The organism is Amycolatopsis roodepoortensis (assembly GCF_014873915.1).
In the GTDB taxonomy this organism is placed as follows: Bacteria; Actinomycetota; Actinomycetes; order Mycobacteriales; family Pseudonocardiaceae; genus Amycolatopsis; species Amycolatopsis roodepoortensis.
Map to the genome: position 1 here is coordinate 1,977,171 of NZ_JADBEJ010000005.1, position 14,116 is coordinate 1,991,286.

Below are 14,116 nucleotides of genomic sequence, written 5' to 3' on the forward strand. Positions count from 1 at the left end.
GCCCGAGCCTCACTTAGGTGACAGATTAGCGACCGGCGCTTCGGTAGCACGGCCGGACTCACCGGCGCCGTTGCGTTCGACCTGCTGTTCGACGCCCTCGACCCACTGGTCGAACTGCTGCGCCAGCCATTCCTTGGCCTCGGTCGAGACGTAGCCGCACGCGTCCTTGACCAGTGGGTCTACGGCGTGGTTCCGCACTTCCTCGTGCTTTTCCGGTGCTGGGCAGATGAACACCGCGAGCATGCGGAGGTTCCGCAGCAGTTCATCGCCGGTGAGCAGGCCGAAGAGGGGCGAATGTGCGGCCGCTGCGACCTTGAACGCTCCCCACGCCTTGTCCACGATCATGCCCACGACGACTTCATCGAGTTGTGGCCGCTTCTCCTGTTTGCTGGACCCACGAATCGCCTCGACTATGAGCCTCTTGGCCTTGTCAGGAACCGTGTCGACAGCCTTGCCGAACTTCTCCAAGACCAGCACGAAACCGATGAGCAGGTCACACCAGCCGTGATCAGCGAGCTGCAAGCGGATCGCCCTGACTTCGTCGGGACTCCCAGGAAGACTTTCGACAATTTCCTGCCAGATGTCTTCTGTCATCGCCTTTGCGATGACGTTCACCTGATCCACGACATCCGGTGGGGTGGGGATGTCCGTGGCAGCAGCCGATACGGCATAGGTTTCGGAATCCGATACGTTCATCGCGCCGAGCCGTTCGGCGTTGTCACTTGTCTCAGCGTCAGGCCGCCGACCTTCAGGGCTGTCCCCCGCCGTGCGTTCAGGCCTCTTCCGCTGGGGTGGAGGCGGCGTGTGCGCCGCTCCAGCAGCATTACGCGCCAGCCACTCGGCGGCGTCAAGTCTCATCAGATCCATGCTCGCTTCCCGAGCAGGCTGGTTCCGCGTCTTCTTGCGCTTGGGTGAGCACCACTTGGCCAGCTTCTTGAGGATCGAGTCACGTTTGGCCAGCCGCGTTTGCTCCGGTTCCCGAGCGAGTGTGACCCAACCTTCCCAGCCGTGTTGGGACCCGCCGCAGTTGCCACATTTGCAGACGTGCCCCGTAGCGTTCGAGCAATTTTGCGGATGCTTACCGGTTGACACCATCGACGGCCCCTCGTTCGACAACCCACCCGGACTCGATCTTCCGAGCCGAAAGGTGCGCGACATACCGCCGCGCTGGTTGTCGACGAACTACCGTCCGCAACTGAATTGAACGCAGGAATCCCGTAGGCCACTTCAGTCGCAGAGAGTGCCTATTACCGTCCGCATCCGGGTGAACACCCGGTCGAACCGCCGGAAATCATGGCTGCCGTCGTCCGCGATCAGCCATCTGCTCACGTCCTGAGCCCCGCGCATTTAGTCGACTAAGTGCGGGAAGCGGCTTCGAGTTCGACGGCGCGCCGCATCGTGGCGCGGGCTCGTTTCCGGTCGCCGGCGATCTCGTACGCGTACGCCAGCCGGTACCAGACGCGCCAGTTCTCCTGGTCCGCCTCGACTTCGGCGCGGCGCTCCTCGAACCAGGCGTCCGCGGCGTCGCGATCCACCCGGCCAGAAGGACGCCGGGGCAGATCGGAGACGTCGGGCAGGCCGCCTTCCTCGTCCAGCCGCCGGGAAAGCCGCTGGATCTGGACGCCGGAACGCCAGGTGGTCACGATGATCCAGATCCCGAGCAACGGCAGCAGCAGGACCCCGACACCGAAGAGCACCGGCACCGTCTCGCCGGTGCGCAGCAGCGCGATGCCCCGGCCCGCCAGCAGGACGACGTAGACGGCGAGCGCCGCCGTCATCACCAGCGCGAAGTTGCGGGCCCTCACAGGTCGAGGATGTTCTCGAGACCGACCGTGAGGCCGGGGCGCGTGAGCACCGAACGCACACCGAGCAGCACCCCCGGCATGAACGACGTGCGGTGCAGCGAATCGTGCCGGATGGTCAGGGTCTCCCCCTCGCCACCGAACAGGATCTCCTCGTGCGCCACCAGTCCGGGCAGCCGCACCGAGTGCACGCGGACATCTTCGACGAGCGCCCCGCGGGCACCGTCCACTTCGGACGTCGTCGCGTCGTCGCCCGGTGCGAGACCGGCTTCCGCGCGGGCCTCGCCGATCAGGCGCGCGGTGTGCGCGGCCGTGCCGGAGGGCGCGTCGGCCTTGCGGTTGTGGTGCAGCTCGATGACCTCGGCCGAGTTGTAGAACCGCGCCGCCTGCTGGGCGAACCGCATCGCCAGCACCGCGCCGAGCGCGAAGTTCGGCGCGATCAGCACGCCGAGCGACGGGTCGGCCGCGAGCCACGAGCGCAGCTTCTCCAGCCGCTCCTCGCTGAAGCCGGTGGTGCCGACCACGGCGTGGATTCCGTTGCCGGTCAGGAACTCCAGGTTGTCCATCACCGCGTCGGGATGGGTGAAGTCGACGACGACCTGAGCCTGCTTGAGCGCCGCGAAGTCGTCGCCGGCGTCGAGCGCGGCGACGAGCTCCATGTCGTCGGCGCCGTCGACGGCGTTCACCACTTCCTGGCCCATCCGGCCGCGTGCGCCCAGCACACCGACGCGAATCCCAGCGGTCATGATGCGATCACCTCGTGCAGATCGTCCGGAAGGTCGTCGGCGTGAGCGTACGGCCCGACCACCGCCGCCGCCGAGACGCCACCAGGGCGGGCGAGCAGAGTGCGAGCGAGCGCACAGACCTCTTCGGTGGTGACGGCGTCGATCCGCGCCACCGTGTCGTCGACGCCGAGATAGCGGCCGTAGTTGAGTTCGTTCTTGCCGATCCGCGACATGCGTGACGAAGTGTCTTCGAGGCCGAGCACGAGCCCGCCCCGCAGCTGTCCCTTCGCGCGCGCGACCTCGGCTTCGCTCAGCCCGTCCTTGCCGACGAGTTCGAGCACCTCCCGGATCACCCCGGCGACCTCGCCGAGCTTTTCCGGCTGGCAGCCCGCGTACACGGCCATGTGCCCGGTGTCGGCGTAGCTCGCGACGGACGAGTACACCTGGTACGCCAGGCCGCGCTTCTCCCGGACCTCCTGGAACAGGCGCGAACTCATCCCGCCGCCGAGCGCGGCGTTGAGCACCGACTGCGCGAACCGGCGGTCGTCGTGCCGCGACAGCGAACGCAGGCCGAGCATCACGTGCGCCTGCTCGGTGTCGTCGGTGTGCAGCGCGAGTTTCGGCGCCATCGCGATCCGCGCCCGTCCGCCGCGCGGCGGCACCGGCGTCGCCGCTCCGGTCAGCCTGGTCCGCAAAGCCTTGCGCACCAAGCGAAGCACCTGGGCGTGCTCGACGTTCCCGGCGACCGCGAGCACCATCCGCGGCAGGGTGTAGCGGCGCCGGTAGAACCCGCGCAGCGCCGTAGCGGACATCTCGACGATGGACTTCTCGCTGCCCAGCACCGGGCGGCCCAGCGCGTGGTCGCCCAGGATCGCGCCGACGAAGGTCTCGTGCAGCAGGTCTTCGGGGTCGTCGTCACGCATCGAGATCTCTTCGAGCACGACGCTGCGCTCGGTCTCGACGTCCTTGTCCGTGCACAGCGCCTCGAACACGACGTCGGTGACGAGGTCCATCGCCAACGGCAGATCCTCGTCGAGCACCTGCGCGTAGTAGCAGGTGTGCTCCTTCGCGGTGAACGCGTTGAACTCGCCGCCGACCGCGTCGATCTCCTCGGCGATCTGGGTGGCGTCCCGGTTCGTGGTGCCCTTGAACAGCAGGTGTTCGAGATAGTGCGCCGCGCCCTCGACCGACGACGGCTCGTCCCGCGACCCGACCCCGACCCACAACCCGACCGTCGCCGACCGGGAGGCGGGAACGTGCTCGGTGATGACCCGGAGGCCACCGGCCAGCACACTGCGCTTGACCACCGCACCGTCCGAAGTGGACTCCAGCGTGCGGGTGCTGCCGACGGGCTGTTCGTGCCCGGGAACCTGACGAGCCAACGGATTCCTTACTCACATGTCACGAAAGGGTCGTTCAGGACGAGATGTCCCGAACGACCCTTCCCTGACGATTCACATCGGTCCAGCCAGGACTACTGCGCGTCGGCCTTCGGGGCCTCGGCCTTGTCGCCCTCAGCCGCCTTGGCGTCTTCTTCCTGGACCACGATCAGGCTGATCTTGCCGCGGTTGTCGATGTCGGCGATCTCGACGCGGAGCTTGTCGCCCACGTTGACCACGTCCTCGACCTTGGCGATCCGCTTGCCGTTGCCCAGCTTCGAGATGTGCACCAGGCCGTCCTTGCCCGGCAGCAGCGAGACGAACGCGCCGAACGCGGCCGTCTTCACCACGGTGCCGAGGAAGCGCTCGCCGACCTTGGGCAGCTGCGGGTTGGCGATGGCGTTGATCTTGTCGATCGCCGCCTCCGCCGACGGGCCGTCGGCCGCGCCCACGTAGATCGTGCCGTCGTCCTCGATGGAGATGTCGGCGCCGGTCTCCTCGGTGATCGAGTTGATCATCTTGCCCTTCGGGCCGATGACCTCGCCGATCTTGTCCACCGGGATCTTCACGCTGGTGACACGCGGGGCGAACGGGCTCATCTCGTCCGGGCCGTCGATCGCCTCGGCGATGACCTCCAGGATGGTGAGGCGGGCGTCCTTCGCCTGCTTCAGCGCGGCCGCGAGGACCTCCGACGGGATGCCGTCGAGCTTCGTGTCCAGCTGCAGCGCGGTGATGATGTCCTTGGTGCCGGCGACCTTGAAGTCCATGTCGCCCATGGCGTCCTCGGCACCGAGGATGTCGGTCAGCGCGACGTAGCGGGTCTCGCCGTCGACCTCGTCGGAGATGAGGCCCATGGCGATGCCGGCGACCGGCGCCTTCAGCGGGACACCCGCGTTCAGCAGGGCCATGGTCGAGGCACAGACCGAGCCCATCGAGGTGGAGCCGTTGGAGCCCAGCGCCTCGGAGACCTGGCGGATCGCGTACGGGAACTCGTCCCGCTTCGGCAGGACCGGCACGAGGGCGCGCTCGGCGAGCATGCCGTGGCCGATCTCGCGCCGCTTCGGCGAACCGACGCGGCCGGTCTCGCCGGTGGAGAACGGCGGGAAGTTGTAGTGGTGCAGGTACCGCTTCGTGGTCTCCGGGGAGAGCGAGTCGATCTGCTGCTCCATGCGGAGCATGTTCAGCGTGGTGACGCCCAGGATCTGGGTCTCACCGCGCTCGAACAGCGCGGAACCGTGCGCCCGCGGGATCACGGCGACCTCGGCGGCGAGCGAGCGGATGTCGGTCAGCCCACGGCCGTCCATGCGGATCTTGTCCGTGAGGACGCGCTTGCGCATGATCTTCTTCGACAGGGCCTTGAACGCCGCGCCGATCTCCTTCTCACGGCCCTGGAAGGCTTCGCCCTCGCCCAGGCCGACCTTCTCCAGCACCGCGGCCTTGACCTGGTCGGTCGCGTTGTCACGGTCCTGCTTGCCCGCGATGGTCAGGGCGTTCGCGAGGTCATCGGTCGCGATGGCGGCGACGGCGTCGAAGGCGTCCTGCTCGTAGGCGAGGAAGACCGGGAACTCGCCGGTCGGCTTGGCGGCGAGCTCGGCCAGCTGCTGCTGGGCCTCGCACAGCACCTTGATGAACGGCTTCGAGGCCTCGAGGCCCTCGGCGACGGCGATCTCGTCCGGCGCCTTGCCGCCGTCGGCGATCAGGTCGAGGGTCTTCTCGGTGCCTTCGGCCTCGACCATCATGATGGCGACGTCGTCACCGACGATCCGGCCGGCGACCACCATGTTGAAGGTGGCGTCCTCGAGCTGCTTCCAGGTCGGGAACGCGACCCACTGGCCCTCGATCAGCGCGACGCGGACGCCGCCGACCGGACCGGAGAACGGCAGGCCGGCGATCTGGGTCGAGGCCGAAGCCGCGTTGATCGCGAGCACGTCGTACGGGTCTTCGGGGTTGAGGCTCTGGACCGTGATGACGACCTGGATCTCGTTGCGGAGACCGTCGGCGAACGACGGGCGCAGCGGCCGGTCGATCAGGCGGCAGGTCAGGATCGCGTCGGTCGACGGGCGGCCCTCGCGGCGGAAGAACGCGCCGGGGATGCGGCCGGCGGCGTACATCCGCTCTTCGACGTCCACGGTCAGCGGGAAGAAGTCGAAGTGGTCCTTCGGGTGCTTCGACGCGGTGGTCGCCGAGAGCAGCATGGTCTCTTCGTCGAGGTACGCGACGACGGCGCCGGCGGCCTGACGGGCCAGGCGGCCGGTCTCGAAGCGGACGGTGCGGGTGCCGAAACGGCCGTTGTCGATGACGGCTTCGGTTTCGTGCACGGTGACTCCGGTGGAGTCGGTCATAGGGTGTATCTCCTCTTTTGATCCTCTGTAACGGCGCGAGTCTCCCACCCTGGGACCTGTTTCGCCTGCGGACGCTCGAGGAGTGAGGCCGGTCTTCGATCGAAGCCCCCGGGCCGTTGCCCGGAAGCCACTACCGAGGACCGGCGGACGGTTCCTCGTGCGCGCTCGCGCCGCGTGTTGCTGTACTTGGACCGAGGGGGAGCGACCGCTGTGGTCACTCCCCCTCGGGTTCAAGCTATCGGCGCAGGCCGAGACGCTGGATCAGCGCACGGTAACGCTCGATGTCCACCTTCATCACGTAGTTCAGCAGCCGGCGGCGGCGGCCGACCAGCAGCAGAAGCCCGCGACGGGAGTGGTGGTCGTGCTTGTGAGCCTTGAGGTGCTCGGTGAGGCCGACGATGCGCTTGGTCAGCAGCGCGACCTGGGCCTCCGGGGATCCGGTGTCCGAGTCGTGCACGCCGTACTCGGCAAGGATCGACTTCTTCTCTTCGGTGGACAAAGCCACAGTGGTGCTCCTAGATATTCTGTGCCGTGCGGCCCGGACGATGTCTTCACGCCGGGTGAGACGGTCACGGCCGCCACGGACTGCAGCCGGACCCAATCATCGAGGCTACCAGGCTCGTGATCAGCGGCTTCAGGCGCGGGCGTGGTCCAGCGCGTACGACCGGATCACCCGGTAGCGCGAAACGCCCTGTTCACGGTCACTGCTCATCAGAACGGCCTCGGTCGCCGTCCAGGTCTCACTGGTGAACCCGGCCAGCCGCTCCTCCCACGCGCTCGCGGCTCGCGGCCGGTCGCGGGGGAAGCGGGCCAGTGTCAGGTGGGCCACGTACGGCCTGCCCTCGTTCTCCGCGCCGGCCTTCACGGCCAGCTCGTGGAGCCCGGTTCCGGACACACTCAACCACAGCACCCCGGGGAATGTCGCGGCCTTTTCCAGCCGGAGGTCGATCGGGCCCGCGCCGTCCAGCCGCGCGGCGAGCCAGTCGCCTCGGTCCGCCGGGTCGTCCCGGCCGTAGAAACCGAGGGTGATATGCCAGTCTTCGCGCGCCGACCAGCGGAAATCGCCTTCTTCGGGTGTGCCGAGGGCGGCGGCGACCTGGTCGAGGACGTCGTCCGGCGGGATCAACGCACTGAAGAGCGTCATGGGCGCGTGACTCGCGTGATCAGAGGCGTAACTCGCGTGTTGCGTCAGGAACCGTTCCGTGCGGCGCGGCGCAGCAGGTCCGCCAGGGACGGGAAGTCCTCGTCGAGCAGCTTCGCGGCTTCGGTGAGGTCTTCGTCCTCGCCGATGTCCCGCAGCGCCACGAGCACACCCTGGTCGTCGGCGACGGCACCGACCGGGATGCTGTCCCGGCCCACCGTCGGCCGCGAGTCGCGGACGTCCTCGAGCGCCTCCTGCATGGCCTTGCGGTCCCCCGCGGCGACCGCCGGGACCAGCACCTTGCGCTCCAGCATGATCATCTTGGCGAGGACGACGGGGTTCCCGATCTTCGCGCGGCGCCCGCTCATCACCTGGCTGAGCATGGGCGCGCTGATGCCGAGGACCTCAGCGAGGAAGGCCTGGGAGATGTCGAACGCGACGACCAGTCTCCGCACGCGATCGCCGAGCGGCTCCCCGTACCACTCCTTCTGCAGCGCGATGTTCCGCTGGACGATCTTGTGGTCCTCCACCTGGTCCGCTCCCCTTAACCCCATCGAACGCCATGCGCGGTCCGTGACATCTTGCCACCGGAACGCACGTGAGCGGGTGTGTTTGCCGATTGTCATCCGGCCAAGGCCGGAACCGTCAGTCCTGCTCGCCGAGCAGTTCCCTGGTGCGGGCGACGTCCTCGTCGATCTGCGCCACCAGCCCCTCCGAGGTCGGGAACCGGACCTGATCCCGCAGCTTGGTGACGAAATCGAGCGCGACGTGCTGCCCGTAGAAATCCTCGTCGATGTCGAGGACGAAGGCCTCGACGGTGCGTTCCCGCCCCGAGAAGGTCGGGTTGGTGCCGACCGACACGGCGGCGCGCAGCCGTCGGCCGGAATCCGACGAACGGGTGAACCAGGCGCTGTAGACACCGTCGGCGGGCACCGCGGCGAACCGCGGCGTCGACAGGTTCGCCGTCGGGTAGCCGAGGTCGTGCCCCCGGCCGTCGCCCCGGACGACGATGCCCTCCAGCCGGTGCGGCCTGCCGAGCGCTTCGGACGCCGCGACGACGTCCCCGGCGTCGATGCACGAGCGGACGTAGGTCGAGGAGAAGGTGATGTCGTTGTCCGCCTGCTCCTGGGCGAGCAGTCCCTGCAGTTCTGCCCCCTGCGCCACGAAACCGAACCGCTTACCCAGCGTGCGAAGGAGTTCGACGTCGCCGGCCGCCTTCGCGCCGAAGGTGAAGTTCTCCCCCACTATCACCGCGGCCGCGTGCAACTTGTCCACCAGCACCTCGTGCACGAACTCGTGCGCCGTCAGCCGCGACAGCTCCAGCGTGAACGGCAGCACGCAGAAGACGTCCGCGCCCAGGCCCTCGACCAGTTCCGCCTTGCGGCGCAACGTGGTCAGCTGCGCCGGATGACTGCCCGGCCGGATCACCTCCGACGGATGCGGATCGAAGGTCAGCACCACGCTCGGCACGCCGCGTTCGGCGGCGGCGCGGACCGTCCTCGAAATCAGCTCCTGATGACCGCGGTGCACGCCGTCGAAAACGCCGATCGTCACCACGCACCGTCCCCAGCTCCCGGGGAGGTCACCCAAACCACGCCAACGCTGCACTTCTGGCCCCGTCTCCTCAAGCCCGCTCCGGTCAATACCCTAGGCGGGCAGCAACACGACCACCGACCGGGCCAGTTCGCCTTCGTCCGCGGCGAGCGCGAGCACCCGGCCGTCCGGCCCGAACATCCCGTACGTGCCCTCGATCCCGGCCGCGGGCACCCTCTGTCCATATCGGACCGCCTGCGCCATGCGGACGTCCAGATCGCGGCGCGGGAACGCGGCGGCGACGGCGGCGTCGAGGTCCAGCGACAGCTCCGGCTTGTCCTCGAGCTGGTCGAGGGTGCGGGCCTTGGCGAGGGTGAACGGCCCGACCGTTGTGCGCCGCAAGGCGAGCAGATGCCCGCCGGCACCGAGCCCGGCGCCGAGATCGCGGGCCAGCGCCCGGACGTAGGTCCCCGACGAGCATTCGACAACGGCGTCGAGTTCGATCCGGCCCGCCTCGCGGCGGGTGGCGAGCAGGTCGAAGCGGTGCACGGTGACCGGACGCGGCGGGATGACGACCTCTTCACCGGCGCGGACCCGGGCGTACGCGCGTTTGCCGTCGATCTTGACCGCGCTGACCGCGCTCGGCACCTGCTGGATGTCGCCGGTCAGCGCGGCGATCCCGGCCGCGATCGCTTCGTCGGTGATCTTCTCGACGACGTCCGGGGCGGCTTCGGCGATCGGCTCGCCCTCGGCGTCGTCGGTCGTGGTGGACAGTCCCAAAGAGAGGGTCGCGAGGTAGGTCTTGCGGTCCAGCGCCAAGTGGCCGAGCAGTTTCGTCGCGCGTTCGATGCCGAGCACCAGGACGCCGGTGGCCATCGGGTCGAGGGTGCCGGCGTGCCCGACCTTGCGGGTGCCCATGAAGCGCCGCGCCTTCGCGACGACGTCGTGGGAGGTCATCCCCGACGGCTTGTCGACGATGACGAGACCGGGCGGCGGGGCGGGACGTTTCTTGGCTTGAGCCTGATTGGGGCGCGACACGGGCCGAACCCTATCTTTCGGGGCTTCGCCTAGGACGAGACGGGCAGTGGTGCTTCGGCGTCCCAGCGGCGGCGCCGGATCTGCACCGGGATCGCCTCGCCGCGCGCCTCGGCCTCGAACAGCACGGCACGGGTGCGCCGCCACCACACGAGCATCCGGAAGGTGCCGAACGCGAGCACCGCGAGCACGGACAGCAGCGCCAGCCGGAACGTGCCGCCCGTCCATTCGAGCAGCACGCCGACCGCGAGGGCCGAGATCGTCGTGGCCACGAAACCGCCGACGTTCACCACGCCGGTCGCGGTGCCGACGCGCGAGAGCGGGTTGTAGTCCCGCGCCAGCGCGAAACCGATCATCGACGCTGGGCCGCCGAGAGAGAGGAACGCGAACACGGGCACCAGGACCGCGACCGGGATCGTCCCGCCCCAGCCGAGCAGGACCGCCCACATCACCGCGGCGCCGCCGATGTACCCGCCGACGAGCGGCATTCGCAGCGACGGGCGCCGCCCGATCAGCCCGCCGATCACCGGTCCGCCGATCATCGACCCGAACACGAACACGATCAGCAGCGAACTCGCGGTGGCCTTCGGATATCCCTGCCCCTGCACGAGGAACGGGACACCCCACAGCATGGTCAGCACGTTGGGCGCGAACATCGTGCTGAAGTGGACCCAGAACCCCAGCCGGGTGCCCGGGGTGCGCCACGCGGCGGCGACCTGGCGGCCCAGCAGCTTCGGGTGCACCCGTTCGCGCACGGGCGCCGGCTCGCCGGGCGGGGAGTCCTTGACGCGAAGGGCGACGACGGCGGCGTACAGCGCGGTCACCAGGCCGACGGCGAGGAACGTCGGGGTCCAGCCGGGACCGTCGAGCAGCAGACCGAGCGGGACCGTCGCGGCGAGGTTGCCGACGTAACCGATGGCCCCGGTCAGCGCGGCGAGCAGCGCGTACTGGCGGCCGGGGAAATGCGCGGCGATCAGCCGCATGATGCTCACGAACGTCAGCGCGTCGCCGAAGCCGACGACGGCGCGGGCGACCAGGCCGAGCGGATACGAATCCGCGATCGCGAGCAGGATCTGGCCGAGGCCGAGGAAGAACACGGCGGCGGTGAGCACGCGGCGCGGGCCGTAGCGGTCGACGAGGACGCCGGTGGGGATCTGCATCGCGGCGTAGACGCCGACCTGCAGGACGGTGAACGTGCCGAGCGCGGCCGCGCCGACGCCGAAACGGTCGGCGGCCTGGAGCCCGGCGACCCCGAACGAGGTGCGGTGGAAGACGGCGAGGAGGTAGACGGTGACGGCGGCGAACCAGATGAACCAGGACCGGCGGGTGGCTCGGCCTGTCACAGTGTTTCCTCCTCGGGCACGGTTTCGGGCGTGGAGACGCCCGCACTGCCGCCTCATATAGTTGTAGCGCGTAAGCAACGGCGAAACATAGCCGTTACCCGGGTGCTTTTCGCCACACGCCTCCCCCTCCCGCATTTCGTCCTCTGAATGCGGTAGTCGCCCCACGCAAGGACCGCATCCAGAGGACTAAACGCGGACGGCGCCCTCGACGGCCCACCGCCCCGAGCGCCACCGCACCAGCAGGGTCGCCAGCCGCAGGAGCATGAACAGCGAGAGCCCGGTCCAGATCCCGGCCAGCCCCCAGCCGAACGCGAGCGACAGCCAGATCAGCGGCAGGAACCCGAGCGCCGCACTCAGCAGGGTGGCGTTGCGCAGGAAGGCGGCGTCGCCCGCGCCGAGCAGGACGCCGTCCAGCGCGAACACCACGCCGGCGATCGGTTGCAGTGCGACGAAGAACCACCACGCGTGCGGGATCTGGCCGAGCACCGCCGCGTCGGAGGTGAACACCCGCGGCAGCACCCCGGCCACCGACGCGAACACGACGCCGAGGAAGCAGCCGAAGATCAGCCCGTAGCCGGTGATCTGCCGCGACAGCCCGCGAGCCCGTTTGCTCGCCCCGGCACCGAGGGCGGCGCCCACGAGCGACTGCGCGGCGATCGCGAGCGAGTCAAGCACCAGCGCGAGGAAGGTCCACAGCTGCAGCACGACCTGGTGCGCGCCGACGGCCTCGGTCGACGTCCGCGCGGCGACCGCGGCGGCGGAGACGAAACACGCCTGGAAGGCGAGACTGCGCAGCACCAGATCCCGGCCGAGGCCGAGCTGGGCGCGCATCACCTTCGGTTCCGGGCGCAGCGGGACCCGTTCCCGCACCAGCGCCGCGATGAACAGCGACGCCGAGATCACCTGCGCGACGACGTTCGCGATCGCCGACCCTTCCAGCCCCCAGTCCGCGCCGTACACCAGCACCGGGCACAGCACGGCGGAGATCCCGTTGCCCGCCAGCACATAGCGCAACGGTTTCGCGGAATCCTGGACGCCGCGCATCCAGCCGTTGCCCGCCATCGTGATCAGGATGAACGGCGTGCCGAACAACGCGATCCGCAACCAGGAGACGGCGGCGTCGGTGATCGCGGCGTCGCCGGACAGCACCCGGGCGATCGGCGCGGCCAGCAGCTGCCCGGCGACGATCACGACCAGTCCGACGATCACCGCCAGCCAGGTCGCCTGGACACCTTCGCGGACTGCGTCGCCCCGGCGGCCCGCACCGTGCAGCCGCGCCGTCCGCGCCGTGGTGCCGTACGACAGGAACGTCAGCTGGCTCGATACCTGCGACAGCACGACACCGCCGACGGCGAGCCCGGCCAGCGGCAGCGCGCCGAGGTGACCGACGACGGCCGTGTCCACCAGGACGTACAGCGGTTCGGCGGCGAGGACGCCGAGCGCGGGCACGGCGAGACCGAGCACGCGTTTCGGCGGGACGCGCTCGTCGGGTTCGGGAGCTTCAGGCACCGATGCAGACTAGACGTCTGGTACGACAGTCCCAGTCGCCGGGAAACCGGCCGGGCGGAAGCGGGCCTGCTTCGCACCGGTGACGTAGGCGCCGATGTCCTCGGCGGGGGTTGGCTCCCGCACTTCAGCGGAGGAACGGTGCGTAGCGGCGTTGCTGGCGCAGCGATTCGATCTGCCGCGTGGTGTCGAGCGAGACACTGACGAGGAAGACGAGGACCACCTGCAGGGTCACCCCGGCGACGAGCGGCATCGGGCCCGCGTCCAGCAGGGCAAGGCCGGCGGCCGGGAGCAGCGCGACCACGCCCGAGCAGAGCGCGCCGAAGGCGATGATCCGGCGGCTCACGTGGTCGAGGTATTGGGCGGTCGGGTTGCCCGGCCGGATCCCGGGAACGAAACCGCCCACCCGCACCAGTTCGCCCGCCACCTTGTCCATGTCCTGCCGCACGGCCGCCCTCGCGAAGGCGAAGAAACAGACGAGGACGAAGTAGCCCCCGATCCACCAGGGATCTCCCAGGCCGAAGAAAAACGCCGGTACCGACAGCAGTACCGCGGCGAGAACGGCCGGACTGTTGGCTTGCGGGAACCGGAAGGGAACGTAGGTCGGTGTCCCGCCGAAAGCGCGCCTGCCGATCATCCGCTTGGCGTACTGCACCGGAACACGGCGCTGTCCCTGCGCGAGGAAGATCGTGAACACCGTGATCGACAGCGTCACCACGATCGTCACCGCGATCGCGGCCCAGCCCGTCCTTTCGTACAGGCGCAGGAACTCCGGCGGCAGCACCGCCAGGACCTGCGCGAGCAGCAGGATCCGGACGCCGTCGCCGAACCCCCGGTCGGTGATCACCTCGGTCAGCCGGAGGACCACCGCGGTTCCCGCGGTCAGGCACACGACGGCGATGGCCGCGTGTCCGTCTAGGACGCTCTGGCCGTGGAACACGAGCGCCCCGACGGCGCCCAGCAAGCCGAGCACGACGGTGAGCCGCCGCTGGTACCGCTTCAGTATCCGCGCACCGGCTTCGCCTTCGGCCCGGAGCGCGGCCAGCCGCGGGATCAAGGCGATCAGCCCTCGCAGGAGCCGCGGTGCGGCCAAGCAGGGCAGGACACCCAAAGCGAACACCGGCAGGGTGGCCAGGCCACCGCCGGTGAGGAGGTCGAGGATCCAGCGCACCGGGTGATCGGCTTCCGGCGCGTGGACGGTCACTTGGGGAGTGGGCAGGCTCTGGCCCAGCCGGAACAGCGCGACCACGCCCAGCGTGACCAGGATCCGGCGGCGGAGGGAGTCTCGCTCGTTCATCGTGGCTCACGTT

13 protein-coding genes are annotated in these 14,116 nt (G+C 69.2%); all 13 read right to left on the reverse strand.

The window, feature by feature from the left end:
- Window positions 1–9: 9 nt before the first annotated feature.
- Complete coding sequence (locus H4W30_RS28660; RefSeq protein ID WP_192745653.1) at window positions 10–858, reverse strand: hypothetical protein; 849 nt, start codon at window positions 856–858, stop codon at window positions 10–12.
- A gap of 497 nt (window positions 859–1,355) precedes the next feature.
- The gene (locus H4W30_RS28665; RefSeq protein WP_192745654.1) at window positions 1,356–1,805 is read right to left on the reverse strand and encodes a tetratricopeptide repeat protein; all 450 of its coding nucleotides are present in this window, start codon (window positions 1,803–1,805) and stop codon (window positions 1,356–1,358) included.
- A complete protein-coding gene (gene dapB / locus H4W30_RS28670) occupies window positions 1,802–2,548 on the reverse strand; it encodes a 4-hydroxy-tetrahydrodipicolinate reductase (RefSeq protein ID WP_192745655.1) in 747 nt (248 codons plus the stop codon). Before dapB ends, H4W30_RS28665 begins: the two co-directional genes overlap by 4 nt.
- A complete protein-coding gene (locus H4W30_RS28675; RefSeq protein ID WP_192745656.1) occupies window positions 2,545–3,909 on the reverse strand; it encodes a M16 family metallopeptidase in 1,365 nt (454 codons plus the stop codon). The genes dapB and H4W30_RS28675 overlap by 4 nt, the downstream gene beginning before the upstream one ends.
- Before the next feature lie 92 nt (window positions 3,910–4,001).
- The gene (locus H4W30_RS28680; protein ID WP_192745657.1) at window positions 4,002–6,248 is read right to left on the reverse strand and encodes a polyribonucleotide nucleotidyltransferase; all 2,247 of its coding nucleotides are present in this window, start codon (window positions 6,246–6,248) and stop codon (window positions 4,002–4,004) included.
- Window positions 6,249–6,483: 235 nt separating this feature from the next.
- Window positions 6,484–6,753, reverse strand: a complete 270-nt coding sequence (gene rpsO / locus H4W30_RS28685; RefSeq protein ID WP_003084034.1) for a 30S ribosomal protein S15 — start codon at window positions 6,751–6,753, stop codon at window positions 6,484–6,486.
- Window positions 6,754–6,882: 129 nt separating this feature from the next.
- A complete protein-coding gene (gene thpR / locus H4W30_RS28690; protein ID WP_192745658.1) occupies window positions 6,883–7,392 on the reverse strand; it encodes an RNA 2',3'-cyclic phosphodiesterase in 510 nt (169 codons plus the stop codon).
- Between the two features lie 44 nt (window positions 7,393–7,436).
- A complete protein-coding gene (locus tag H4W30_RS28695; protein ID WP_125675891.1) occupies window positions 7,437–7,919 on the reverse strand; it encodes a helix-turn-helix domain-containing protein in 483 nt (160 codons plus the stop codon).
- A gap of 115 nt (window positions 7,920–8,034) precedes the next feature.
- A complete protein-coding gene (locus H4W30_RS28700; RefSeq protein WP_192745659.1) occupies window positions 8,035–8,997 on the reverse strand; it encodes a bifunctional riboflavin kinase/FAD synthetase in 963 nt (320 codons plus the stop codon).
- A 39-nt stretch (window positions 8,998–9,036) separates the two neighbouring features.
- Window positions 9,037–9,960 (reverse strand): tRNA pseudouridine(55) synthase TruB, encoded by a 924-nt coding sequence (truB, locus tag H4W30_RS28705; protein WP_192745660.1) that lies wholly within the window; start codon window positions 9,958–9,960, stop codon window positions 9,037–9,039.
- A 29-nt stretch (window positions 9,961–9,989) separates the two neighbouring features.
- Window positions 9,990–11,300 carry an MFS transporter gene (locus H4W30_RS28710; RefSeq protein ID WP_192745661.1) on the reverse strand — a complete coding sequence of 437 codons (1,311 nt, stop codon included), beginning with the start codon at window positions 11,298–11,300 and terminating at the stop codon, window positions 9,990–9,992.
- Window positions 11,301–11,486: 186 nt separating this feature from the next.
- Window positions 11,487–12,809, reverse strand: coding sequence for an MATE family efflux transporter (locus H4W30_RS28715; RefSeq protein WP_192745662.1), 1,323 nt, complete (start codon window positions 12,807–12,809; stop codon window positions 11,487–11,489).
- A 124-nt stretch (window positions 12,810–12,933) separates the two neighbouring features.
- On the reverse strand, window positions 12,934–14,103 hold the full coding sequence (locus H4W30_RS28720; RefSeq protein ID WP_192745663.1) for a preprotein translocase subunit SecY: 1,170 nt from the start codon (window positions 14,101–14,103) through the stop codon (window positions 12,934–12,936).
- Window positions 14,104–14,116 lie beyond the last annotated feature (13 nt).